This window comes from Leptospira haakeii (assembly GCF_002812045.1).
Lineage (GTDB): Bacteria > Spirochaetota > Leptospiria > Leptospirales > Leptospiraceae > Leptospira_B > Leptospira_B haakeii.
In genome coordinates this window covers 54,519-77,438 of the sequence record NZ_NPEG01000013.1, presented here as the reverse complement: position 1 = coordinate 77,438, position 22,920 = coordinate 54,519, and the positions used below count along the sequence as shown (strand labels likewise).

The following is a 22,920-nucleotide window of genomic DNA, read 5'->3' as shown; positions in this document are numbered from 1 at the left end:
AAATTGTTCAGGGGATTTTTATGCTTCTGCCGAAAAATAAATCATGGCAGACAACAAGTCCGAACTGAATCCAGAACTTTTCGATATGATGCGCCGTGGACAACTTTCCGCGAATAAGATCCTTAACTTGATTTCACTCAGAGAACTTGTGGATAAATTCGCTTCCAAACCGTTTTTGGAAGAGGAAAAACTCCAGGAGATCAAGGAGCGCACTGGAGTGGAGCCGGACATTCTTACTTGGGGTGATTATTTCCAAACTGAGATCGCTTCCCGTTATTTCGATAAAGTCGACTCTGAATTTTCTAAGATCGTGGACACTATTCGTTTTGATCTAATCTCTGCGCATCTGATCTTTTCAGACAAACCTGAATATTTTGTGGACTCTGTGAGAGGCCAAGCCCTCGTTTCCAAGTCGATCGATAGCAGTTTCTGGACTTTAGAAGATGAAGAGAATGTTCATTTAGAAATTCTTTTAGATTATTATGACCAAATGGGAATCGGAGAGAAACCTCTTTCTATTTCCGATAGAGTTTGGTATGAAAGTTTTGAATTAAAACAGGAAGCTGTTTAATGGCATTAGTTGATTCAGAAACAGTAGAACTTTCTTCCGAATCAAGAATAGAAATTCTTTATCTGAATAATCCGGAAACCAAAAACTCTATGACTGTCCCGATGGGTCTGGAGTTTAAAGCTCATATAGAAAATCTAAAAAAGAACCCGCCTAGAGCGGTAGTCATTACCGGTAAGAATGATATTTTTTCTGCCGGTGGTAATTTCGAATTATTAAAATCTTTTGCTGAGAAATCTTTCGAACAAAACAAAAAAGAAATGTTCGAATTCTATAATCTATTCTTAAGCGTTAGAGATCTAAACGTTCCCGTAATATGTGCCGCAAATGGTCATGCAATTGGCGCCGGTCTTTCTATTACTCTTGCTTGCGATTTAAGAGTTTTCGCAGACGAAGGAAAATACCAATTCAATTTCGTAAAATTGGGAATTCATCCAGGAATGGGATCTAGTTATCTTGCAAAAGAATTGTTCGGAATGGAAACTGCAAACCGGCTTTTATTCTTAGCAGAGACTGTAAGCGGCAAAGAGGCTCTTTCTTTGGGAATTTGTTATGATTCAGTCCCAAAAGCAGAAGTCCTTCAAAGAGCTACTGAGATTGCTATTTCCCTAAGTGAAAGCGCTCCTATGGCACTTAGCGAATTAAAGAAGAATATTTACGATCGCGAAAAATTGAATGCCGCATTACGCAAAGAAGCGGAGTCTCAGGCTCTCAACTTCCTTTCCCAAGATTTCAGGGAAACGATTAAATCTATAGAAGAAAAAAGAAAACCGGTTTTTAGAGGATTATAATAACTCTACAAGTTCTTTAACAAAGGTTTTAATTCCAGAAGTATCTGTTCTTCCGGAATTGCTAAATCCAGTTTATCCACTTTTTTAGGAATTCTTCCGGAAGAAACATCATCTCCCAATGCTTTGATCTTCGTTAAGATTGTTTGATCTGTACAATTTGAGATAGAAATGATATTTGGGACTTCTTTTCCCCAAGAAAATTTAAGCCCTGGTGAATCTACAAAGAAGGACTCAGTGATCCCATCCCCTTCTTTATCTATCATTGTATAAACTGTCGAATCACCGGTAACTACTGTGACCTTCTTCCCTTTTAAAAATCGGTCTACTTTAATCCGAGTATTTGTCATATCCCGGTTCCAAATATAATAATACAATTTGTCGATCTGGGAATCTATCAGTCGGTCCACTGCAGTTTTGAAAAGTTGCCCGTATTTTTTTCCTACTTCTTCTTCTCCTCTCATCAGACCATCTACTTCTCTTGGAGTGGTAGAATGTAGATAAAAATCCGGGAGTCCATTTGAATGATTCGTATAGAATATCTGTTCTTTTCTATCACCAGGATATGGATTCGAATCTACAGAAGTATTATGTAAAAAACCTAATAGGAATTTTTTCCTCTCTTGGGTTTTGGACTTCAGTTCTTCAAATTTTGTCTTAAGCGAACTAGTCTTAGGAGAATCTTTTCCGTAAATACGTTCCGTTCTGAAATATTCCGCGTATGCGGCCTTCTCCGCGGCATAAGATTTCAAAAGTTCATCATCATATTTTAATAGAAGATCGAACTCTTTATTCTTCTCTTCAGGTTCCGAAGAAGTACCTGAAGCAGTATTGGTTTTACTTGTTTCCGCCTGGTTTGGTTCTGTTTTTGAAGAAGGTTTGGTTCTTTCCGATTCAGGTAATTTATAATATTCCTGTTCCAGGTCTTTTAATCTGGTGAATTTATAAATTTTATTTAAATAGTCCTTTTCCTTCTCTTTTACTTGGGATGGATCGTCGAATCCATCCTTCAAAAGAGTAAGTTGTCCTCTATCAATGATGAGTAACGTAGATTCTGAAGTATCTCGATTCAGATTTCTTTCTGGAAGAGCCTTACCTTCTTTATCCACCAACTGGATATAATGAAATGCTACACGATCCGTGCGGAAGTCGTTGATGTTTGTTACATCAGGAGAATTTTGCAGATCCGGAGCTGCTGATAATATGATCCCAGAGATCAAAAGAATAAAAACGACTAAGGTTGTACGTTTGGACCCGGACATATCCTTAATACTATCGGCTTTGGAAAGGGTCAAAACAACCCTCTCGTCCAGTTAATTTAGAGAGAAAACCCCGGAAATAGCTGAGGAATCTTAGGGTTATCTAGTATGGATAGAAGAGAGCAAATAGCTTAAACCGGGCAGATCTCCCACTTCTCCGCCTAACTTATATTCGATCCGATTTAGATCAGGATAATTCTCAAATAAGGTTTTTTCAGTCGCTAAGAATGCAGAAGACAATAAGCCTAATTTTTTACGTTCTATCTCTGCAGACTTTTGTTCTTCCGTCATTTGGCTTGCGTAAGTGTAATCAATACGGAACTTCATGTCTGAAAGTAAGTTTTCTAATGTGGACTTTCTCAAATCCAAGATCAATACATCTCCTCTTTTCCAGATAGAGATTACGGAATCTTGCAAGTTCGGAAGTTTTTTCAGATTTCTATATTGTGCTGAAGCATTCGGAACAGTAGGATCGAAATAACTGGATTCTCCAGCTTCTCCCACTAATGTCAAAACATCATGTCTGAAATCCTCACCAGTTAAGAGTACCTTTCTTTTTACTGGGAATACCTGACCTTCTCCATCTGAACCGTATATTACGATTTCTTTTCTAGGATCCAAATTAGGCAGATCGTATAATGTGAATGGAACGAGTAACTTTAATGGATTTTTCCCTGCGAGAATGAAACCGGTCAGGAATAATAATACGATGATCCAGGAATAAGTTAAGAATAATATCCTTTTGGATTCTTTAGAATCGGCAGCTCTGGTCGCCAATTCGAAAACCCAAGTATAGAAGGTATCCAAATGAGTGAGGAAGCGATTCCAAATTTCCTTAATCTTTTGCAAGTTCATACGCTCTCACACCTTCTAATATACTTTTAGCCAATTTCACTTGATGAGTTTTATCAGCCAATACCTCTGATTCTTTATTATGGGTGAGGTAACCCATTTCGACCAGAATGGCAGGCATCAAACTTCCCCTTAGCACGGAAAAGTCCGCTTTCTTCACTCCTCTAGACAATATCTTTGGACCAAGGTTTTTTTTCATCTCGGATTCGACACTTCTGGCGAGAAGACGGCTTCTTCTTTGGATCATAGAGGACATCATTCCGGCCTGGATCTTCCCGTAGGAAGTCCCACCTTTTTTGCCTGAAATCCCATTTTCGAATAATGAGACTTCTCTTGCTGTTTCTGTGCTGGGAGTCTGAGATAAATAATACACTTCGAATCCATTCACATCTGAAGAAATAGAAGCATTACAATGTAAACTTACGAATAAAACTGATCCGCCCTTTTGCATCTCTTTATTCGCGATCTCTGACCTTCTCTCCAATTCTATAAAGGAATCATTGGATCTGGTCAGGATTACCCTAACTTCGGGATAAACCTTATTTAGGAATTTTTTTAGGAAGCGGGCTACCTGTAGAGAGACTAGTTTCTCTTGCATCCCTTTATCCGAAGAAGTCCCGGGATCTTTTCCTCCATGTCCCGCATCCACTATGATCGCAGACAGTTTTAATCTTTCCGCTTTAGGCAGTAGATCGAATACAAGTTCGTCTTCTTTAAATTCGTAACTTACATCTCCGGGTAATAAACGTACAAAGATCGCTTCTACCAAATCGGGAGGAAGTAAGAAGTCCTTATCTTTATAAACAACCGGTAAATTCGTTTTTTCTAAACTACCATTGATTGCATAAAAAGAAGCACCGATCCTGAAACGGATCTCACCGGAGGTATGAGAGATAGAGCCTACTAATGTAGCAGACTCGAATTTGGATTGTAGTCCCGGGATCTTTTTATGGATCTCTTCGAAGGAAACGTATCCGTTCTTGCCGATGGTTTGTATCCTGGACTCGGCAAAAACAGGTGCGTTAAAAAGTAGAAAGAATCCTAACCCCCAAAGAAGGATTTGATCCTTGTCCAAATTGATCCCTTCTTCTTATCTGCAGATCTTTTAGAATCGTTTATATCGAATAAGTTACGTTTGCTCTTATCGTAATTCGACTTTTGTTTTTTATTCTCGTGATTTTGGTGATTCGGAGAATGTTGTTTTTGAAAATCGGAACGTTGTTTTCCTTTCTTCTGGTTCTGATTTTTCTGGTTTCTATCTTTACGAGCACCATTGGAACCGAATACGCTGTCCGCTTTTTGTAAAAATTCTTGGGCTTCTTGGATCGCAGCTTCCGGTCTTTTTTTATGTCCGCCGTTCTGCTTTCTGGGTCCGGAATCTCTGTTGAAATCTTTCTTACGATCTCCAGATTCTCTATTCCAGTTTTTCTCGCCTCTTTGATTTCCGTTGCTGTTACGTTGGAAATCTCCTCTTTGTTTTTTAGGACCTCTGTCGCCTCTGCCTTGATTTCTGTTTCCGCTTCTTTCGACAGGAGCATTATCAAATGCGTCTCCACCTAGGAAAACTTGGAACTCACCGCCAGGGAATGTGAGCGCTTCTTCGTGAACAGGCAGAACATCTATCTTTTGTTTCAGATATTTTTCTATCTTCTCCAATTCAACATAATCTGATTCAGAGCAGAAGCTGATGGATTTACCAACTCTTCCTGCTCTTGCAGTTCTTCCGATCCTATGCACATAATTCTCAGTATCCTGGGGAAGATCAAAATTGAAAACTACTTCGATATTTTCAACGTCGATACCACGGCTTGCAACATCGGTTGCTACCATAAACTTGAACTTTCCGGATTTAAAATCCCTCATCAGTCTAAGTCTTTTTTTCTGGTCTAAGTCCGAAGAAATCCCAGTGATAGGAATTCCGAACTTTCTAAGAGAATGGACAATTTTAGGAATATTCGCTTTAAAATTTGTGAATATGATTCCTTGTCCTTCCAGTTCTTCTGCGAGAATGGAGTTCACCATATAAGGTAACTTCTCCTCTCTTCCCAAATGAACCAGTTTCTGATCTATTCTTTCCGTGATCAGTTTATCAGGATTGATTTGGATCTCGACTGGCTCGTTCATAAAACGATACGCGAGACGCATAACTTCGACGGATAGAGTTGCAGAAAAAAGTAAGGTCTGCTTTCTATTCTTACATTTATGAAGAAGCCAACGTATATCGTAGATGAAACCCATGTCCAGCATACGATCCGCTTCATCCAGAATGAAAAACTCGACCTTTTCCAGATCGGCGCTTCCACTTCTTGCTAGGTCGATCAATCTTCCTGGAGTTGCAACGATAAGACCATTGAGTCCGTTCAGATCTCTGTTCTGGACTTTATAATCAGTTCCGCCTATGATCGGCACAACTCTATAGTCCGTATGTTTCAGTAACTTTTCGGCTTCTTCCGAAATTTGGATCACCAACTCTCTAGTGGGAGCAAGGATCAAAGTACTGACTCCTTGTATTCCTCTTGTCAAGATGGAGTGAATTGTAGGCACCAAGAATGCCACTGTCTTTCCGGTTCCTGTTTGCGCTAAACCGGTAACATCCCTTCCTTCCATTCCGGGAGGGATTGCTTTTTCTTGTATAGGAGTGAGCTCAGTAAATCCTGCTTCTTGGATTGCTTTTTGCAGGTTAGGCTCTAGATTTAATTCTTCGAATTTCATATTTTTTTAATCGCGATTGAGTGGAATGTGTCGGCGTAGCAGGAGAGGTTTGCGTAACGAACAAAGAGCCGATGTGTCAGGTATTTGCCTTTCCATCCCTTATCTCTACTAGGGTGGTATGACATTGGTTTCCTATATACCGTGACGAGACCGTACATTTTCAACATTTTTTTAAGAGAATCGGGTGAGTAATCCCAAAAATGGTCCGACGGATGAGTACGAAACCATTCTGTAGGATTAGTTTGAAAAGAAGGTCCATTCAATGAAGGAAGACCTAAGAATAAGAGCCCACCCGGCTTTAACAATTTATTAATCCTCTCTAAAACAAGTTCCGCATTCGGAAAATGTTCTATTACAAAAAACGCACAGACTGCATCGAAAGTTTCTTTGGGAAAAATGGAATCATCCAAGAACGAACCGGAGATAACATCCAAACCTAATTTGTTTTTGGAGTATTCCGCTTCTGTGGAAGAAAGTTCCAGACCTTTAACTTTGTATCCCTTCTTCTCCGCTTCGGACAAGAAGTAGCCAGCAGCAGATCCTATTTCGAAAAGAGTTTTATCTTTCGGATCTTGGAATGCGCTCATCATTTCTAAACGTGCCTTGGCTAAATTTCTAAGCTGAGGTTCGTCCTCGTAGTAGGTCTTTTTGTACTGATTCTTGTATTCTTCCTGAAAGTAGGAATCTTCGTAATCCCTTTCCTTTGCCAATTTATAGAAATGGACCCCCGTGCGACGGCATACCATATAGGTTTCCGGATATTCTGGATGAGGTTCCAATTCGAGTATTGAGGACATGCTTGCCTACATGAAGCTTGTCATAAAGTCTTCCATACGTAAAGGAAAATCCCCGGGCCTGGAACGAAATACGTGCTTGAAAAAACGAGAAACCATCCAGGAATAGAAGAGAAACGGGAAAAGGAAGCCCTCATAGAATGAGCATACTCGAAAAAATCAAATCCCTTGGGTTGGAACTCCCACCTACACCTAAGGCGATTGCAGCTTATATACCTGCCATACAAACAGGAAATCTGGTATTCACTTCCGGCCAATTACCTTTGAAAGACGGCAAACTTATGCTTACTGGAACCCTTGGTGCCGGACTTTCTATAGATGATGTAAAAGCTGCCACAGAACAAGCTGCGCTGAACGGGCTTGCAGCGATCGCAGGAGTAATCGGGGATTTAGATAAAATAAAGAGTATCGTGAAAATCGGGGTATTCGTGGCTTCCAGTCCTGACTTTATAGAGCAACATTTAGTCGCAAATCATGCATCTAATCTACTCTTAAGTATTTTTGGAGAAGCAGGACGTCATGCGCGCTTCGCGGTGGGAAATTCCGCTCTTCCATTAGGTGCTCCGGTAGAAGTAGAAATGACGGTTTCTTTAGGATGATCAAAAACCTTCTTAGAGATCTAAGTCTCGCCTTGCCTGCCACATCCGTAGTTTTAAACGGATGGAAAAGATTTCTTTCCCAACTTTTAGGAAGATTTATAGACTTCTATTCGGAAAAAAGTGGAAGGGAAAAGTTAATCTTCGTCTTGGCATTGTTACAATTATTCTTCAGCTTAGGAAGTTGGATCAACTACTCCATCAATTTAGGTGTAGAATCGGGGCAGGATCTGATTTCCAAACTGGGCAGCTTTTTTGGAATAGAACCTAATCGCAGCGGTTTAGAAGAAGTGAATGTAAGAACCGCAGCAAATATATTTTTCATCATTCCTTGCTTTTTAACATTTTTCTTTGGCGGTTTCTGGAGAAGTGAGTGGGTGGGCAAAGTAATCGTTATATTCCAAGGATTTTCAGGGATACTATTACTTTTAGGGATCGTATTACCGGATGTATTCTTCGTAAGTTTTATTAGAGACCAAGATTATTATTATAATTTTAACTTTTATGCATTCTGTTCTTTTTGGGCATTCACAACAGCTTCTTCTCTAACATTATGGAATTCTAAACTTTAAGTTAATCTGATGGATACTTTCGATTGGGACTCCATCAGATATCCTTTATTCCTAACACTAAAGGTAACATTTTTCTCCACATTCTTCGCCGCTTTACTCGGGATATTTTTCGCGTATTGGATGTCCAAACTTAGATTTTTCGGAAGGGCATTTGCAGATGCAATTCTAACTCTTCCGATGGTTCTTCCTCCCACTGTGCTCGGGTATTATCTATTGGTAGTCTTCGGTAAAAAAGGAGTGATCGGACATTTTCTTGCTGAACAATTCGAATATTCCATATTGTTTAATTTGCATGGAGCAGTTTTGGCTTCTACAATCGTTTCCTTTCCCTTAGTGTATAGATCCGCAAAAGCTACCTTTGAAGATTTAGATCCTGAATACGAAGAGATCGCTCTCACATTAGGAAAATCGAAATGGGAAACTTTTTTAACCGTGATACTTCCACTTTCCTGGAGAGGAATTTTAGCAGGTTCCATGATGGCTTACGCAAGAGGAATGGGAGAATTCGGAGCCACATTAATGATCGCAGGAAATATTCCCGAAAAAACACAAACTATCGCGCTTGCAATTTATGATTCAGTACAATCCGGAAAAGATGAGTTCTCCTTGGTTTTAGTATTCGTAGCATCTATTACTTGTGTATTGGTATTGACAGTTTCCGGGATCTTACTTAAAAAATCTCATTGGTAAGGAATTATTAAACGAATGATCAAAAGATTATATTTATTACTCCCTGTTCTACTTCTACTCATCCAATCTCCTTCTTATACGCAAGAAAAGGAAAAGGAGATCACGATTTCGGCAGCATCCAGCTTAACCGATGTTTTGAAAGAACTTGGAACCACATTCAAACAAAAAACAGGGATCAAACCGGTATTTAATTTCGGATCTTCCGGAAGTTTATTCCAACAAATAGAAAAAGGTGCTCCAGTAGATGTTTTTATCTCGGCGGATCAGGATATCGTAGATAAAGGGATCAAAGCAGAAGTTTTAGAATCTTCTACAAAAGTTATTCTACTTAAAAATACTTTAGTTCTAATTCAGCCTAAAACAAGCGAACTCAAGATCAAAAAATTAGAAGACCTACAATTGCCTGAGATTAAAAAGATCGCAATCGGAAATCCAAGCTCAGTTCCAGCGGGAAAATACGCAGAAGAAGTTCTTACCAAAAATAACTTAAATATTACTCTGAAAGATAAATTCATTCCAGCTGAAAATGTAAGACAAGTTTTAGATTACGTTGGAAGAGAAGAAGTAGAAGCTGGATTTGTATACATCACAGACGCGGCAATCGCAGAGTCCAAAGTTAAGGTCGCACTCACATTAAGTGGACACAGACCGATCTTATATCCAGGAATTTTAGTAACCGGGACCAAAAATTCAGAAGAAGCAAAATCCTTCTTGGAATTCTTAAAAAAATCTCCGGAATCGAAAGAAACATTTCTAAAATATAAATTTATACTTCCTTAATGTCTTTAACCGTAGATATCCGAAAAAGACTCTCCGATGGAAATCGAAAATTCGAATTGGATGTTCAGTTCGAATTTTCAGGAGAATTTCAGGTATTGTACGGCCCTTCCGGGGCGGGAAAAAGCCTCACATTACGCGCATTAGCTGGTCTTTTGAAACCGGATTCCGGATGTATATCTTTTGCAAACACGGTCTATTTTGATTCTTCTTCCAAAAAATATATCCCGCCTCAGAAAAGAAATCTAGGCTATGTTCCGCAAAGTTACGGGCTGTTTCCTCATCTCACTGTTAGAAAGAACATAGAGTTCGGATTAAACAAATTTTTTCGAGCCACGAAACAAAAAGATAAAGAAACAGTTTCTTATCTGATGAATTTATTCGAGATAGAAGAGACTTCTGAAAGTTATCCTAAACATCTTTCAGGCGGGCAAAAACAAAGAGTAGCGATCGCAAGAGCACTTGCAAGAGATCCTAAAATTTTACTTTTAGATGAACCATTTGCTGCACTTCATACGGATCTAAGACAGAAGATGAGAGAAGAATTAAAAAGTTTAAGGTATAAGATCAGTATGCCAATTCTATTGATCTCGCACGACCCTAAGGATCTGGAGTATTTCGGAACTAGCGCTCTTTATATGGAAGGCGGCAAGATAATTAATAACCGTTCTTAATAATCGAAAATCCCAAGGTCCATTTTAGCCTCTTCCGAAGCCATTGCTCTCGGATCCCATTTAGGAGTCCAAACTACTTCGACATCTACTGAGTTGATACCTTCTACCCTAAGGGCGTTGTCTTCGATATCTTTTTTCATTTGAGGGCCGGCTGGGCAAGCCATAGAAGTATAAGTCATTTCTATCCTGGCTTTATCACCTTCTACCTGGATCTTATAGATCAAACCTAACTCCGCCACGGAGATACCTATTTCCGGATCTTCTACCCTATGAATCTCGGCATAGACCCTTTTTTCGATCTCTTGAGTTGGTTGTTCTAATAATTGCATCTAACAATTAGTCTATCTGAGCAGCGACTCTGTGTAAAGAATTTTAAGGACTCTTTTATTTTCCTTCAGAACGGGTTTAAGAATGGGGCGATCAAACCAATGATCAAGATCAACCAGTTCGGGACTTTTAGAAAAACCATCAAAAAGAATAATGAGCAGAATATAAAAAGATCGTAAGCGGAATAAACGGCGGAAGTGAATACAGGAATACAAAATGCGGATAATAAAATTCCCAATGCGGAAAATTGGATCGCATCTATCACGGTCCTCATCTTCGGATAATTTCTTATTTTCTCCCAAAGTGGAAAAAATCCAAACACCAAAAGAAAAGAAGGAAGAAATACGAAAGCGGTCGAAAGAATAACCCCGCTATAACCTGAGATCATATAACCTAGGTAAGAAGCAAATGTAAACAATGGACCAGGCATTGCTTGAGCGACCCCATACCCTGCTAAAAATTCCTCTTTTCCGATCCAACCTTGTCTTACTACTTCGTTTTCCAATAGCGGAAGGACCACATGCCCTCCTCCAAAAACTAAAGCACCTGATCTATAAAATGAATCGGAGATCGCAAAAGACAATAACCCAGAGAATGATTTCAGTAAGGGCAATAAGAAGAGAAGAAGGAAGAAGAAACCTAAAGACCATAATGCGATCTTTTTCGGAACGGAGAAGGAAACTGAAACATAAGGAAGATCGGTTTCTTCTTTAAATAGAAAAAAGCCAATCCCTGCTCCAACTAAAATTACGATCAGTTGAGTAAACGCGCCAGCAAAGACTAAGGCAATCAATGCGGAGCCAATGACTATATAGATCTTATACGGATGGTCTTTGGAATTTTTCCACATGTTCAAAATTGCGTGAGCTACAACAGCAGCGGCGACCAATTTTAAACCATGAAACCATTTCAGATCCGGAACTATATTCGATTTTAATAAAATTCCAAAACCGACCATCAATAGGATAGAAGGAAGTGTAAATCCTAACCAAGCAATGCATCCCGCCTTCCAACCGGAACGAAGTGCCCCAATACAGATGCCCAATTGGCTACTTGCAGGACCGGGAAGAAATTGGCAAACCGCCAATAATTCTTTATAAACTTCTTCGGAGATCCATTTCTTTTTAATTACGAATTCTTGATAGAAATATGCTAAATGCGCGGTGGGCCCGCCGAAAGAGATCAGACCAAGTTTTAAAAAAGTAAAGAAGACTTCTTTCATCCAAAAACACTATTTAGGCCCTGCGTGCTCGAGCCGCAAGGCCTTTCAGAGAATTTAATCCTCTACTGGTATCCAAATTTCTAATCCTCCCATTCCAGTGACCGGGTTGAATTCTTTACCATATCTTTCTAAATTTGCACCTTCGAAAGGTTTCACCCCAGAATCAGGAAACCATTTGCCTGCTGCAGCAAATGTTGCTCTGATACCAGCGATATGACCCTTATGAGTAAACACCGCATACTTTTGAGTAGGGATCTTTAATACCTGAAACTCTTTAGGTAATCCGGAAGAATTTGAAACTTCTACACCGCACATATAGTCGAAGTTTCCTTCTGCATCGAAATTATAACAAACTCCGTAAGCAGCATCCCCAACTTGAGAAGGAATATTTCCGAGATATGCTCCGAAACTTTGCCATTGATTCGGGATCCCAGCAGGCATTTGGCAATCGTAATGTTGTACAGTACCTGCAAAAAGTCTAGGTGGAATAGTTTCGAATCTGGGTGGATCGATTTTAGGAATTGGTTCTGCGTTCAAGGTGATAGCCTCCACTAAGTTCACATTACCAAGATGGCCCTGGGACTTGAGTTGTTCTGGAGTGATCGAAAACTGATCCCTAAAAGCTCTTGTAAATGCTTCGTGAGATCCGTAACCAATATCCAAAGCGAGATCTAAAATATTGGATCCTTTTTCCACCAATATCTTTGCAGCCTCGCTCAAACGTCGTCCTCTTAGATATCTCATCAAAGAAACTCCCATAGTCAGAGAGAAGGTTCGTGTTAGATGAAAGGGAGAAACCCCTGCATTCTTTGCCACATCTTCGAGAGAAATATTCTCTTTAGAATGACCTTCTATAAACCAGAGAGCCTTTTGAACGAAATCCATTGCAGTCCTTGGTATTGTTTCCAGTATCCTAAACTTTATTTTTTACTCGTGCTTGATAGTTCTTGCGATCTGAGAAAAATTTCTATTTCCCTATTGCCTTTTCCAAAGTATTCCAGGCAAGAGTCGCACATTTAATACGCGCCGGGATCTTCTTCACAGCTTCCATAGATTCTAGATCTTCATATTCTTCCGAAAAATTCGAGATCTTATCTTCTAAAAGCATTCCTTTAAATTCTTGGATCAGTAATTTTGCTTCCGAGATTGTTTTACCGTAAAGACAATCTGTGAGCATAGAAGCGGAGGCTTGGGAAATAGAACAACCCTTCCCCACAAAACTGATCTCTGAGATAATATCAGCATTCAGTTTAAGGAATAATTCTACTTCGTCACCACAGAGAGGGTTCACTCCTTCTTGGTGAAGATCGGAATGTTCCATCTTTCCATGATGTCTTGGATTTTGGTAATGATCGAGTAGTACTTCTTGGTAAAGACTATCGCTTAAGGACACGGCCGAAAATCTCCTTCACTTTCTTTAGACCTACCAAAAGAGAATCTACGTCTTCTTTGGTATTATAAAGATAGAAAGAAGCACGACAGGTGCCTGCGATTCCTTTGAAGTCCATAAACGGTTGGGCACAATGGTGTCCCACACGGATTGCGATCCCTTCTTCATCCAGAATGGAACCTACATCGTGAGGATGTACTCCGGGAAAATTAAAAGAGACCACTCCCCCCCTTTTGTTTAGATCGTCTGTTCCATACAGTTCCAAACCGCCGAAATCTTCTAATCGATCCAAAGCATATTGTAGGAGTTCCAACTCATGATTTCTGATCTCCTGCATCCCAACAGATTCAAGATATTCTAGAGCAGCTCCAAATCCGATCACTCCGGAAATATTAGGAGTTCCTGCTTCTAATCTTGCAGGAAGATCCGCGTAAGTGGATTTATCCTTCCAAACCTTGGAGATCATATCCCCTCCTCCCATCCAAGGAGGCATCGTGTCTAAGATCTCTTCCTTAGCGTAGAGAATTCCTACGCCAGTTGGCCCGAGCATTTTATGCGCAGAGAATGCATAAAAATCAAAATCTTCTTTTTGAACGTTTGTTGGAAGATGGCAAATACCTTGGGCTCCATCTATCAATACCTTTGCACCTACTTCTCTTGCTCTACGAATGATAGCAGAAAGATCGTGAATCGTGCCTGTTACATTAGACATCTGAGCAAGAGCGACTAACTTTACTCTTTCAGTAATGATCTCGTCCAAGTTACTAAGATCCAAAGTGGAATCTTGGTTAAGAGGTATAAACTTTAAGACTGCTTGTTTTTCCTGGGCCAACATCTGCCAAGGAACCAAATTAGAATGGTGCTCTAATTCAGTGAGTACGATCTCATCACCTTCATGAATATTGGTGCGTCCCCAAGATTGAGCGACTAGGTTAATGGATTCGGTAGTATTGCGGGTAAATATGACTACCTTTGCGCAGGCAGCTCCAATAAATCTGGAAGTTTTGATACGAGCCATCTCATATTTTTCAGTGGCCTTTTGGGAAAGGTAATAAACTCCACGGTGAATGTTTGCATTCTCCGCTTCATAATATTTACGGATAGTATCTATAACAGACTTTGGCTTTTGAGAACTAGCAGCACTGTCCAGAAACACCAAGGGCTTACCGTTCATCTGTGTAGATAGAATCGGAAAATCTTTGCGTATCTTTTCGAGATCGAAACTCAAAACTTTTGCTCCCCTCGGTTCCCCATGTCAATCCTCCAACTCTACTTCGACTTCGTCACCCACGATTCTAGTCTTATAGACTGGCAAATCTTCCACTGCAGGCATACAAAGTACCTTTCCGGTACGGATATTAAACTTTGCAGAATGTCTTGGACAAACGATTACGTCACCTTCCAAATCTCCCGTAGAAATATCCTCACCATCGTGGGTGCAAAGATCTGCGAATGCGCAAACTTCGTCCCCCAGTCTAGTCAACCCTACCCTATGGTAACGGGTTTCTGCGACGAATATCTCACCTTCTTTTAGATCGGAAAGTTTAGCTAGCTTCTGAAACTCACCCATTACTCGCCCAACATCCTAGATTCTATCATAGAGGATAATTCTTCGCGAACAGTTTCGGAAGGAAATTCTCGGACTACTTCGTTCAAAAACCCTTCTACGATCATTTTGCGTGCTTCTTCTTCGGAGATACCTCTGGAAGCTAAATAGAATAATTGCTCTTCGTCTATTTCTCCGACAGTCGCCCCGTGTTCACATTTAACACTGTCAGCAAATACTTCTAACTTAGGAATGGATTCCGCTCTTGCGGTTCTATCTAATAGAAGGTTATTATTGATCTGGATCGCACCAACATCTTTGCAATGTGAAGGTATATGAAGATTGCCTGTAAAAACATGATGGGCCTTCTCTCTTACAACCGTACGATACAAAATAGAACTTTGCGCATGACTTTCAGAATGAAGAATTCGGACTTCAGTATCTTGGAATTCCCTCGCCTTTAAAGGAGAAAGACCCACATAACGTGTCCAGCATCCCTTTCCTACAACATTCGTATCATAGAATGATTTACCCTTATAGCCACCCCAAGAAGCAAGACTCGCGTGGAATTTGGAATCTTTTTCTTGGACTCCATAAGTAGCTCTAAAATGAAAAGTTGAATCTCCCAAATTTTCTAAACTAGAGTATTGAAAATCTCCATTAGGGGGAGTAAGAAGAATGGTGACTCCACTCATAAGAACCAAATCTTTCTGAGAAGGAGATTCCCATCTTTCCAGAAAATTAGATTTAGCTCCAGAAAAAGCATCCACAATCAGAAGAGGAAGGATGATATTTCCATCCTTACATTCAACCTTGATCTCAGGGAAAGAAGAAAGATCCGAACCTAGTTGCACATAATACGCATGAGTGAATCTGGAAAATACAAAAAGTGGAAACCATTCTTTAGAATAAAATGAAACTGCGGGCGCGACTTTTTTCAGAACCTCTGAAAGTTTTTCAGGGGGAAGATCCTGTAATTTAGTAAACTTTGCGTTTCCGGAAACGTTTACGGATGAATCAGGACAAACCTTTGTATATTCTGAAATTTTAAAATTGGAAAGACTGATCTTTCTCCAAGATTCTAAGGAAGAATCCGGAAATGTTGCGGAGTTCAGAAGTTTTTCGGCGTTTGTACGGAATTCGGTAAGAATGGATGGTTCCTTCTTCTCCTTTATATATTCCGAAATTGATTCCGCCAAAAGCATTCCTTTAGTTCGCTCCGTTTAGGATCCAATCGTATCCTTTTTCTTCCAATTCAAGAGCAAGCTCTCTTCCGCCGGTTTTAAGGATCTTACCTTGTGCAAACACGTGAACAAAATCAGGAGTCACGTAATTCAACATTCTTTGGTAATGTGTGATTAGAAGAATGGATCTTTCCGTGGATTTGTTTTTAGTGATACCTTCACTGATAATCCTAAGTGCGTCTATATCCAAACCGGAATCAGTTTCGTCTAGAACTGAAAGTTTAGGTTTGAGAAGTGTCATCTGCAGGATCTCATTCCTTTTTTTCTCTCCACCGGAAAAACCGTCATTCACGTATCTTCCAATCCAAGTATCAGGAACTTCTAATAAAGCAGTGGCTTCTTTTAGCTCTTTCCGGAATTCTTTTACAGGTAAGTCCTTGCCTCGGACTGATTTTAAGATGGTACGTAAAAAATTTCCGATTGTTACGCCGGGGATGCTGGTTGGATATTGGAAACAAAGAAAGATGCCAGCCCTTGCTCTTTCGTCAGTCGGTTTTTCAAGAAGGGATTCTCCCCTGAAAAGTATATCCCCTGAGATCACCTTATATTTGGGGTGACCCATGATGACATTTGATAAGGTACTTTTTCCGGATCCGTTTGGACCCATGATGGCATGGACTTCTCCCTCGTTGATCGTGAGGTCGACTCCTTTTAGGATTTCCTGAACTTCACCGGATTCGGTCTCCACTCCGGCGCGAAGATTTAAAATTTTGAGTAGTTCCGCCACGTATAGGACCCCTGCCTAGGACTATGTTTTTATGCCTGAGGCGGAGATCAATAGGAAAGATGTTTAGAAGCCGAGACTTCAGTAGGATTCCCAGTCCAGGCGGAGAATGAGAACGTGATTCTCTCCCAGATTCAGGGTGAATAAGACATATTGACGCTTGGTTTCTATGTCATGGAAAGGTTCAGTAAACCCGGAAACTCTGCTAGAATGATAGGTTTCTGCCTTATGCCGGATGAAGAAAGGTTTCCAAGCATAATTATTTCCTACCTCGGTCAATAATCTTGTCCAAGGAAGATCGTATGCTTCCCTTTTGAAAGTAGGAGTCACCTGATAACCGTGCATATCGGTGACAAGAACGGAAGTGGTTTCCAAAGGAAGTTTGTCTAAGATCGAATTCAATGCATCCGTCATCTTTTCTTCGGATGAGGTTTCCAGATCTTTGAATAAATCCACGAACTGATCCAAGAAGGATTGTTCTTTTCTGAGATTTTCCAGAATCTCCAAGAACCTGAGCCCGGAGAATTTTTCTAGAGAAGTTTTAAGAGTTTTATTAAAACGTTTTTTGTCCTGAAAATCCAAAGCAGGACGAGAGAAATAAAAACCTTGAAGAAGGTTTGCACCCATGGATAAAGCAAGATATAATTCTTCTTCGTTTTCCACACCTTCAAATAGAAGTTGAGAACCGAGTCTTTGGGACATTTCAGAAATTGCGGAGAGTACATTTTTGAAAGAGCGTCTATTCAAACTCTCTCTCATAATTTTTATGTCCACTTTCATAATATCCGGATGGATATAACCGATCCTTTCCAAATTGGAAAAACCGACTCCAAGATCATCCACAGCGATCTTGATCCCTCTTTCTCTGAAAAGGCTTACTATATATAAAAGTTTTTCAATATTCCCTTCGAACTTATCTTCTGTGATCTCTAAAACTAGATCGTTCGGGTTAATATCATACTTATCTATGAGATGAAGAATATGAAGACGTTTGATATCCAACACTTCTCCCGTATATACCATGGAGAGAAAGTTTGGCATCATGTTCAGGAAAATTTTAGTCTTAAGACCTGTTTCCTTTACATGTTTGATCGCTTTTTCACGAATAATACGATCAATATGAACTAAACGGACAGTATCCGTATCTGGATTATGAAAATGATAACCTAAGGAATGGTACTGATTGGATTCGGGAGAAAATACTCTCCCTAAAACCTCGTAACCTATAATATTACGATTACCGACGTCTAAGATCGGCTGGTAATGAGGGGTATAATAACCTTCTCCCAGAGATAGAATTTGTTGAGACTCGTATTCGGCGAGCATGCAGATTCCTTCACTACTAGAATCCGGTTGAAGTATACACACAAGCATATTTCCCTGAAACTGCGTTAGGAATGAAGACGAAAGCTTGGAAAATTCCCCTTTTTTTCTTAGTCTTTTCCTACATTATGGCAAATTATTTGTTTTCTTTTGTTACAAAGCCCCGTCTCAGCAGGGTTTTTATCGAAAAGAAAAAGACGACTAATCGCGATTAGATGATTATCCTATGAAAGAACATTTAGGCTCCATCCTTCATCCTTCTACACTAGAACCTTTGTTTGGAAAATATTTCGGTCCCGTGCAGATCGATAATTCCAAAGAATACAATGCGGGACTTTTTTCAAAATTCAGATCAGTTGATTCCGTTCTTGTGGATATACTAAGTGAAAAAATCTTTTTAGAGCTTAGAATCTATGCGAGCAAATTTAAATCGGGCGCAAATCTACTTCTCTGGAATAGAGAGACCGGGAATCTACAAGAAACATCTCTTTTAGAAAGTGGAGCTTCTTCTTTTATACACCAAGGAAGTTTTAAGAACGGTTATTGGAGTTTTACTAAATCGGATAAAAGATTCAATTTCAGATTGGATGATAATATCCGTCAGGGTTATACACATTCTGCCATCTGGGAAAAAAATCTGAATTTTCAATTAGACGCGCTTGCTTACACTGGGGATAAGAATAAGGGCAACTGGTTCACTCAAATTTCTCCTTCCGGTAAAGATTGGATTTTTAAAAATCATTCTCCTGATTTAAGGGTAGAAGGTCAACTTTCCTGGAATGATCTATCTGTTTCTTTAGAAAATGGCCTCTTATCTTATACCGTAGGAAAAGGTTACGGACCGGAAACATTTCCTTTAGAAAATAGAATCTACCTGAATATTTCCGCCAAGAAAAAAGTTCATCTTTATTTGGAAGATGAGATCTTAGTTTGGACCAACGGAGAAGTTTATAATCTGGGTAATACAATCTGGTCTGGAAGTGGAAAACGTAAAATTGTCCAAGACCAAAATTCTAAACTGGAATTGGAGTTAGAACCTGAGATAGAGGCAAGCTTCTCTCGTCCCAAAAACCTTGGAACAGAAAAGTTTATAAAAACATTATATACCGTTTCAGGATGGATCAAGACCAAATCCAAAAAAGAAAAGGTCTCTGACGGGATCGCGATTTTAGAGAAGATCCAGGGAACTTAGGATTTCCAAGATAAGGCGCAAAGTTAAGAAGCGATCAGAAGATCTAAAACGGTTTTACCGTCCATCTCTCCGGTGATCGGATTCATCGCTCTTTCAGGGTGAGGCATCATACCCGCCACTTTAAAATCAGGAGAACAGATCCCAGCAATATCATCCAAACTTCCGTTCGGATTATCTCCCGCATAAAGGAATAGAATGCGACCTTCTTCCTTTAATTGTTTGCGGATCTCAGCCGAAGCGAAATAACATCCGTCTCCATGGGCAACCGGAACTCTTAAGATTTTATCATCAGCTAAACTACCGCTGATCTTATTTGAGTTAGAAGCTTTTTTCAGACCGATAGTCCTACAAACATACTTTAGGTTTCTATTACGTATCAATGCGCCAGGAAGATAACCTGCTTCCGCTAATATTTGGAATCCATTGCAGATTCCGAATAGTTTTCCACCACGATCAGTATGTTCTTTTACAGATTTCATTACAGGGGAAAAAGGAGCCATCGCTCCAGATCTAAGATAATCTCCGTAGGAAAATCCTCCCGGAAGAATGACCAGATCATATTTTTCGGAGAATTGGTCCTTATGCCAGACCTTGTCCACTTTCGCGGAATAGAATTCTGAAAGAACTCTTACGATATCATTATCACAATTAGAACCTGGAAAAGTGACTACCGCTGCTTTCATTCCGTTATGATCTCCGAACGATAAGTTTCAATCACATGATTTACTAAAAGTTTTTCGCAGAGATTAGCCACTGTCTTCTTTGCAGTTTCGAGATCTGGAGAATCCAATTTGACCTCGATGTATTTCCCGACTCGAACATCTTGGACAGCTTTTTCGCCCAGTTCTTGTAGAGTGGATTTCACAGTGTTCCCTTGAGGATCGAGAACTGATTCTTTTAGAGTTACGTTGATTCTTGCGATAAACATTTTAATAGTCGGTCCTGTATTTCCTTATATGCCGCTTGCAATTCCACAATCAGACTCTCAGGAAGATCCGGAGCTGGAGGAACCTTGTTCCAACCGGATTTTTCCAGATAATTCCTTAAAATCTGTTTGTCCATGCTATGCGGAGTGGTCCCGATAACATAGGATTCTTGAGCCCAGTACCGAGAAGAATCCGGAGTCAAAATCTCGTCGATCAAGATGACCTTATCTTCCGAAATCCCAAATTCGAATTTGGTATCACAGAGCAAAATCCCAGCCCCAGCTACCAGTTCAGCGGCCCTGGTATAGAGGGAAATCGATTTTTCCTTTAAAATAGAGAAGAGTTCGGATCCGATCTCGTTTTTCATTCTTTCTTCGGAGATATTCTCGTCATGGCCTGTATCGTTTTTGATCGCAGGAGTAAAGGTCGGCTCTGGCAGTTTTTCGGATTCTTTCAAACCTGGAGGAAGTTTTTTAAAAGCGAGAGTGCCGTCTTGTTTGTATTCTTTCCAACCGGAACCGGAAAGATAACCGCGGACCACACATTCGAAATCGATCCGTTTGCATTTTTTGACAAGAACAGAACGATCCTTTAAATCTGGGTGATCTTTAAATGGAGAAGGGAATTTAGAAACATCAGTCTCTATGATATGATTCGGAATGTCCTTAAAGTAAGAGAACCATTCTGCGGAGATCTTATTTAAAACTTTTCCTTTGCCTGGAACGATCTGACGAAAAACCACATCGAATGCGGAGACTCGATCGGTGGAAGATAATATCAGGGAATTTCCTAAATCGTATACGTCTCTGACTTTGCCAATATAAGAAGGTTTTGGGAGTTCACTCATCCTTGGATAACCATGAGAGCGATATCATCGTCGTGGGTCATGTTTCCTGAATGTGCCAATATTCTTTCCAGTGAGAAATTCAGTATATCTTCTTTGGATTCAACGGCTTCTTTTAGGATCTTCTTCAGACTTTCTTCGCCCAAAATATTATAGTTCTCATCCGTTATTTCAGTGGCCCCATCTGTGTAAAGTAATAGAGAAACACCTTTTTCCAAGACTACGGATCTAAACTCGTCCTCTGTCCCAAGTTCTATCGGAATGATTAAAGGTCCCATACCAGGCAATTCTTCGACGTTACCTTTATTGTACAATAGCGGAGGAGGATGACCTCCATTCGCATATTCAAATTTCCCTTTTTTATCTAGAATACCATAAAAGAATGTAATGGAAAAATCTTCCGGTAAGATTTTCTCCAATTGTTGGCGGAGAGTTTTTACTTTTTCAACAAGAGTATTACTTCTTCCTAAATTGGAAACCTGCATCTTCACCATCGCGGAAAGAAGCGCAGCAGAAGGTCCGTGACCGGAACAATCCGCGATAAACACATGAAGTTTATCCTCTTCTATCCATGCGTCTATAAAATCTCCACCGATCTGCATCAATGGATGGAAGACTGAATTCACGCTGTAACCATTCCACTCCAATTGTTTTTCAGGCACAAGTTCCTGTTGAACTCTTCTCGCCATCACCAATTCTTTTTCGTACTTTTTCTTTTGGTGTAAAAGTTCGTCCTGAAGATTTTTGATCCGGATAAATGCTCTGATCTTTGCTACTAATTCTTTAGGTTGGAAAGGTTTATGAAGAAAGTCGTCTCCACCGTGAGTGATCGCCTCGTCAAATCCCAACTCTCTATTATAAGCTGTGATGAATAGAATTGGAAGAAGGTTGAATCTATCTATTTCTCTTAACTCCTTACAAAAGGAAAATCCATCCTGGCCAGGCATACTCACATCTAAAAGAAGTACATCCACCTGATTGGTCGCAAGAAGTGTGCGTGCCTCTTCCGTATTCATTGCAGTTAAAACCTGGAAGCCCAGAGGTTTTAAAGTATGAACTAAAAGTTTGAGATTTATATCCGAATCATCGACCGCAAGGATAGAATAGTCGGAATAATTCAATTGGCTCTCTTGCTTCTCTCTATCCACGATCCTTCCTTATCATTACAAAATTCGTATTTTATAAAATTGAGTGAATTTTTCAATCCAACAATTCTTCTCTCACCGCTTTGATCTTATCCAAACGATAAACTATCCTGTATAAGAGCAAAAAAAGTATATGATATGCTAAAATCCCTAACCAAAAGGAAATCCTCATATCAGGATCCATTCCCTTTTTTCCCAATACGGAAGAAGGGTGATTTCCAGGATTGTCCATCCAACGAATTGCTCCCCAGGTTAAAATAGCATTCACACTGCAGAACAAACTTAAAAAAGCGGAGAAGATATACTTTTTAGTTTGGTCCAGAACCAAAAACCGCAATAGAAAATAAGCCACAAGGCTGAGAACTAAAACGAAAAAAGAATTCAAACGAGCGTCAGTACTATCCCAAGGAGTTCCCCAAGCAAGATAAGCCCAAATCGGTCCTGAAAACAAAACACCAATCGCAAACAAAAGAGAAATCTTATTTGCAGAAAGTGAAAGTGTGTCCCAGGTCTTGTTCTTAGTTACTAGATACGCAACCGCACAAATGGAAGAAATTCCGGGACCATACAAAGCTACCCATGCAACAGGAACATGGAAATAAAAAATTCTATGAGAGATCCCCTGCTCCAAGATTACATTCGGGTAGTACAAACCTAGAAGCACTGCAAACGGAAAAATCGATAAAAACAAAAGAGAGAGTATCCAGTCCCAGGCGGGATGCAGGAGGCGAATATTCATACGCTTGGAAGTGTGC

Annotated in this window: 27 protein-coding genes; 8 read left to right on the top strand and 19 right to left on the bottom strand. The window is 39.9% G+C overall.

What is annotated here, in order from left to right; all coding sequences use genetic code 11:
- The first annotated feature begins 43 nt into the window (after positions 1–43).
- Together CH377_RS16355 and CH377_RS16350 are read left to right on the top strand one after the other, a co-directional pair.
- Positions 44–571 (top strand): hypothetical protein, encoded by a 528-nt coding sequence (locus tag CH377_RS16355; RefSeq protein ID WP_100724824.1) that lies wholly within the window; start codon positions 44–46, stop codon positions 569–571.
- A complete protein-coding gene (locus CH377_RS16350; RefSeq protein WP_100724823.1) occupies positions 571–1,359 on the top strand; it encodes an enoyl-CoA hydratase/isomerase family protein in 789 nt (262 codons plus the stop codon). The genes CH377_RS16355 and CH377_RS16350 overlap by 1 nt, the downstream gene beginning before the upstream one ends.
- A gap of 5 nt (positions 1,360–1,364) precedes the next feature.
- Here the strand turns inward: CH377_RS16350 and CH377_RS16345 are convergent, their stop codons facing one another.
- From CH377_RS16345 to CH377_RS16325, 5 genes are all read right to left on the bottom strand, one after another.
- A complete protein-coding gene (locus CH377_RS16345) occupies positions 1,365–2,618 on the bottom strand; it encodes a hypothetical protein (RefSeq protein ID WP_100724843.1) in 1,254 nt (417 codons plus the stop codon).
- 96 nt (positions 2,619–2,714) lie between these two features.
- Positions 2,715–3,470 (bottom strand): LIC_10740 family protein, encoded by a 756-nt coding sequence (locus CH377_RS16340; RefSeq protein WP_100724822.1) that lies wholly within the window; start codon positions 3,468–3,470, stop codon positions 2,715–2,717.
- A complete protein-coding gene (locus CH377_RS16335) occupies positions 3,451–4,542 on the bottom strand; it encodes an N-acetylmuramoyl-L-alanine amidase family protein (RefSeq protein WP_100724821.1) in 1,092 nt (363 codons plus the stop codon). Before CH377_RS16335 ends, CH377_RS16340 begins: the two co-directional genes overlap by 20 nt.
- Positions 4,509–6,179 carry a DEAD/DEAH box helicase gene (locus CH377_RS16330; protein WP_100724820.1) on the bottom strand — a complete coding sequence of 557 codons (1,671 nt, stop codon included), beginning with the start codon at positions 6,177–6,179 and terminating at the stop codon, positions 4,509–4,511. The genes CH377_RS16335 and CH377_RS16330 overlap by 34 nt, the downstream gene beginning before the upstream one ends.
- On the bottom strand, positions 6,176–6,976 hold the full coding sequence (locus tag CH377_RS16325; RefSeq protein WP_100724819.1) for a class I SAM-dependent methyltransferase: 801 nt from the start codon (positions 6,974–6,976) through the stop codon (positions 6,176–6,178). Before CH377_RS16325 ends, CH377_RS16330 begins: the two co-directional genes overlap by 4 nt.
- 137 nt (positions 6,977–7,113) lie before the next feature.
- On the opposite strand from CH377_RS16325, the gene CH377_RS16320 reads away from it, so the two are divergent.
- Genes CH377_RS16320 through CH377_RS16300 form a run of 5 tightly spaced genes read left to right on the top strand, consistent with a single transcriptional unit; the run spans position 7,114 to position 10,282 of the window.
- Entirely contained in the window at positions 7,114–7,572 is a 459-nt protein-coding gene (locus tag CH377_RS16320) for a RidA family protein (RefSeq protein ID WP_100724818.1), read from the top strand.
- Positions 7,569–8,141, top strand: a complete 573-nt coding sequence (locus CH377_RS16315) for a hypothetical protein (protein ID WP_100724817.1) — start codon at positions 7,569–7,571, stop codon at positions 8,139–8,141. Before CH377_RS16320 ends, CH377_RS16315 begins: the two co-directional genes overlap by 4 nt.
- Positions 8,142–8,150: 9 nt before the next feature.
- Positions 8,151–8,831 carry a molybdate ABC transporter permease subunit gene (modB, locus tag CH377_RS16310; RefSeq protein ID WP_100724816.1) on the top strand — a complete coding sequence of 227 codons (681 nt, stop codon included), beginning with the start codon at positions 8,151–8,153 and terminating at the stop codon, positions 8,829–8,831.
- Positions 8,832–8,846: 15 nt separating this feature from the next.
- The gene (modA, locus tag CH377_RS16305; protein WP_100724815.1) at positions 8,847–9,611 is read left to right on the top strand and encodes a molybdate ABC transporter substrate-binding protein; all 765 of its coding nucleotides are present in this window, start codon (positions 8,847–8,849) and stop codon (positions 9,609–9,611) included.
- Positions 9,611–10,282, top strand: coding sequence for an ATP-binding cassette domain-containing protein (locus tag CH377_RS16300; RefSeq protein WP_100724814.1), 672 nt, complete (start codon positions 9,611–9,613; stop codon positions 10,280–10,282). Before modA ends, CH377_RS16300 begins: the two co-directional genes overlap by 1 nt.
- Here CH377_RS16300 and CH377_RS16295 read toward each other — a convergent pair.
- From CH377_RS16295 to CH377_RS16255, 9 genes are all read right to left on the bottom strand, one after another.
- Positions 10,279–10,611 (bottom strand): metal-sulfur cluster assembly factor, encoded by a 333-nt coding sequence (locus CH377_RS16295; protein ID WP_100724813.1) that lies wholly within the window; start codon positions 10,609–10,611, stop codon positions 10,279–10,281. The two genes, CH377_RS16300 and CH377_RS16295, sit on opposite strands and share 4 nt — an antisense overlap.
- A gap of 65 nt (positions 10,612–10,676) precedes the next feature.
- Entirely contained in the window at positions 10,677–11,831 is a 1,155-nt protein-coding gene (gene chrA / locus CH377_RS16290) for a chromate efflux transporter (RefSeq protein WP_100724812.1), read from the bottom strand.
- A gap of 54 nt (positions 11,832–11,885) precedes the next feature.
- Positions 11,886–12,716, bottom strand: a complete 831-nt coding sequence (locus CH377_RS16285) for an AraC family transcriptional regulator (protein ID WP_100724811.1) — start codon at positions 12,714–12,716, stop codon at positions 11,886–11,888.
- An 82-nt stretch (positions 12,717–12,798) separates the two neighbouring features.
- The gene (sufU, locus tag CH377_RS16280) at positions 12,799–13,224 is read right to left on the bottom strand and encodes a Fe-S cluster assembly sulfur transfer protein SufU (protein ID WP_100724810.1); all 426 of its coding nucleotides are present in this window, start codon (positions 13,222–13,224) and stop codon (positions 12,799–12,801) included.
- Positions 13,208–14,449: a cysteine desulfurase gene (locus CH377_RS16275; RefSeq protein WP_100724809.1), complete on the bottom strand. Its 1,242-nt coding sequence runs from the start codon at positions 14,447–14,449 to the stop codon at positions 13,208–13,210. The genes sufU and CH377_RS16275 overlap by 17 nt, the downstream gene beginning before the upstream one ends.
- A 27-nt stretch (positions 14,450–14,476) precedes the next feature.
- Positions 14,477–14,791 (bottom strand): non-heme iron oxygenase ferredoxin subunit, encoded by a 315-nt coding sequence (locus CH377_RS16270; RefSeq protein WP_100724808.1) that lies wholly within the window; start codon positions 14,789–14,791, stop codon positions 14,477–14,479.
- Positions 14,791–15,972 carry a SufB/SufD family protein gene (locus tag CH377_RS16265; protein WP_100724807.1) on the bottom strand — a complete coding sequence of 394 codons (1,182 nt, stop codon included), beginning with the start codon at positions 15,970–15,972 and terminating at the stop codon, positions 14,791–14,793. Before CH377_RS16265 ends, CH377_RS16270 begins: the two co-directional genes overlap by 1 nt.
- A 4-nt stretch (positions 15,973–15,976) precedes the next feature.
- Complete coding sequence (sufC, locus tag CH377_RS16260) at positions 15,977–16,738, bottom strand: Fe-S cluster assembly ATPase SufC (protein ID WP_100724806.1); 762 nt, start codon at positions 16,736–16,738, stop codon at positions 15,977–15,979.
- Between the two features lie 78 nt (positions 16,739–16,816).
- The gene (locus tag CH377_RS16255) at positions 16,817–18,061 is read right to left on the bottom strand and encodes an EAL domain-containing protein (RefSeq protein WP_100724805.1); all 1,245 of its coding nucleotides are present in this window, start codon (positions 18,059–18,061) and stop codon (positions 16,817–16,819) included.
- Between the two features lie 223 nt (positions 18,062–18,284).
- Between CH377_RS16255 and CH377_RS16250 the strand changes: the two genes are divergently transcribed.
- Complete coding sequence (locus CH377_RS16250; RefSeq protein ID WP_100724804.1) at positions 18,285–19,250, top strand: DUF2804 domain-containing protein; 966 nt, start codon at positions 18,285–18,287, stop codon at positions 19,248–19,250.
- 23 nt (positions 19,251–19,273) lie between these two features.
- Here the strand turns inward: CH377_RS16250 and purQ are convergent, their stop codons facing one another.
- The 5 genes from purQ to ccsA are packed head-to-tail and all read right to left on the bottom strand — an operon-like array spanning position 19,274 to position 22,904.
- The gene (gene purQ / locus CH377_RS16245) at positions 19,274–19,933 is read right to left on the bottom strand and encodes a phosphoribosylformylglycinamidine synthase subunit PurQ (protein WP_100724803.1); all 660 of its coding nucleotides are present in this window, start codon (positions 19,931–19,933) and stop codon (positions 19,274–19,276) included.
- Entirely contained in the window at positions 19,930–20,178 is a 249-nt protein-coding gene (gene purS / locus CH377_RS16240; RefSeq protein WP_100724802.1) for a phosphoribosylformylglycinamidine synthase subunit PurS, read from the bottom strand. The genes purQ and purS overlap by 4 nt, the downstream gene beginning before the upstream one ends.
- Positions 20,154–21,023 (bottom strand): phosphoribosylaminoimidazolesuccinocarboxamide synthase, encoded by an 870-nt coding sequence (locus tag CH377_RS16235; RefSeq protein ID WP_100724801.1) that lies wholly within the window; start codon positions 21,021–21,023, stop codon positions 20,154–20,156. The genes purS and CH377_RS16235 overlap by 25 nt, the downstream gene beginning before the upstream one ends.
- Positions 21,020–22,168 carry a PP2C family protein-serine/threonine phosphatase gene (locus CH377_RS16230; protein ID WP_100724800.1) on the bottom strand — a complete coding sequence of 383 codons (1,149 nt, stop codon included), beginning with the start codon at positions 22,166–22,168 and terminating at the stop codon, positions 21,020–21,022. The genes CH377_RS16235 and CH377_RS16230 overlap by 4 nt, the downstream gene beginning before the upstream one ends.
- 52 nt (positions 22,169–22,220) lie before the next feature.
- Positions 22,221–22,904, bottom strand: coding sequence for a cytochrome c biogenesis protein CcsA (gene ccsA / locus CH377_RS16225; RefSeq protein ID WP_100724799.1), 684 nt, complete (start codon positions 22,902–22,904; stop codon positions 22,221–22,223).
- Positions 22,905–22,920 lie beyond the last annotated feature (16 nt).

Bases quoted from the DNA above. Each gene is read 5' to 3' on its own strand.
- CH377_RS16355 (WP_100724824.1), top strand. From the start codon at position 44: ATGGCAGACAACAAGTCCGAACTGAATCCAGAACTTTTCGATATGATG.
- CH377_RS16350 (WP_100724823.1), top strand. From the start codon at position 571: ATGGCATTAGTTGATTCAGAAACAGTAGAACTTTCTTCCGAATCAAGA.
- CH377_RS16345 (WP_100724843.1), bottom strand. From the start codon at position 2,618: ATGTCCGGGTCCAAACGTACAACCTTAGTCGTTTTTATTCTTTTGATC.
- CH377_RS16340 (WP_100724822.1), bottom strand. From the start codon at position 3,470: ATGAACTTGCAAAAGATTAAGGAAATTTGGAATCGCTTCCTCACTCAT.
- CH377_RS16330 (WP_100724820.1), bottom strand. From the start codon at position 6,179: ATGAAATTCGAAGAATTAAATCTAGAGCCTAACCTGCAAAAAGCAATC.
- CH377_RS16325 (WP_100724819.1), bottom strand. From the start codon at position 6,976: ATGTCCTCAATACTCGAATTGGAACCTCATCCAGAATATCCGGAAACC.
- CH377_RS16320 (WP_100724818.1), top strand. From the start codon at position 7,114: ATGAGCATACTCGAAAAAATCAAATCCCTTGGGTTGGAACTCCCACCT.
- CH377_RS16315 (WP_100724817.1), top strand. From the start codon at position 7,569: ATGATCAAAAACCTTCTTAGAGATCTAAGTCTCGCCTTGCCTGCCACA.
- modB (WP_100724816.1), top strand. From the start codon at position 8,151: ATGGATACTTTCGATTGGGACTCCATCAGATATCCTTTATTCCTAACA.
- modA (WP_100724815.1), top strand. From the start codon at position 8,847: ATGATCAAAAGATTATATTTATTACTCCCTGTTCTACTTCTACTCATC.
- CH377_RS16300 (WP_100724814.1), top strand. From the start codon at position 9,611: ATGTCTTTAACCGTAGATATCCGAAAAAGACTCTCCGATGGAAATCGA.
- CH377_RS16295 (WP_100724813.1), bottom strand. From the start codon at position 10,611: ATGCAATTATTAGAACAACCAACTCAAGAGATCGAAAAAAGGGTCTAT.
- chrA (WP_100724812.1), bottom strand. From the start codon at position 11,831: ATGAAAGAAGTCTTCTTTACTTTTTTAAAACTTGGTCTGATCTCTTTC.
- CH377_RS16285 (WP_100724811.1), bottom strand. From the start codon at position 12,716: ATGGATTTCGTTCAAAAGGCTCTCTGGTTTATAGAAGGTCATTCTAAA.
- CH377_RS16270 (WP_100724808.1), bottom strand. From the start codon at position 14,791: ATGGGTGAGTTTCAGAAGCTAGCTAAACTTTCCGATCTAAAAGAAGGT.
- CH377_RS16265 (WP_100724807.1), bottom strand. From the start codon at position 15,972: ATGCTTTTGGCGGAATCAATTTCGGAATATATAAAGGAGAAGAAGGAA.
- CH377_RS16255 (WP_100724805.1), bottom strand. From the start codon at position 18,061: ATGCTCGCCGAATACGAGTCTCAACAAATTCTATCTCTGGGAGAAGGT.
- CH377_RS16250 (WP_100724804.1), top strand. From the start codon at position 18,285: ATGAAAGAACATTTAGGCTCCATCCTTCATCCTTCTACACTAGAACCT.
- purQ (WP_100724803.1), bottom strand. From the start codon at position 19,933: ATGAAAGCAGCGGTAGTCACTTTTCCAGGTTCTAATTGTGATAATGAT.
- purS (WP_100724802.1), bottom strand. From the start codon at position 20,178: ATGTTTATCGCAAGAATCAACGTAACTCTAAAAGAATCAGTTCTCGAT.
- CH377_RS16235 (WP_100724801.1), bottom strand. From the start codon at position 21,023: ATGAGTGAACTCCCAAAACCTTCTTATATTGGCAAAGTCAGAGACGTA.
- ccsA (WP_100724799.1), bottom strand. From the start codon at position 22,904: ATGAATATTCGCCTCCTGCATCCCGCCTGGGACTGGATACTCTCTCTT.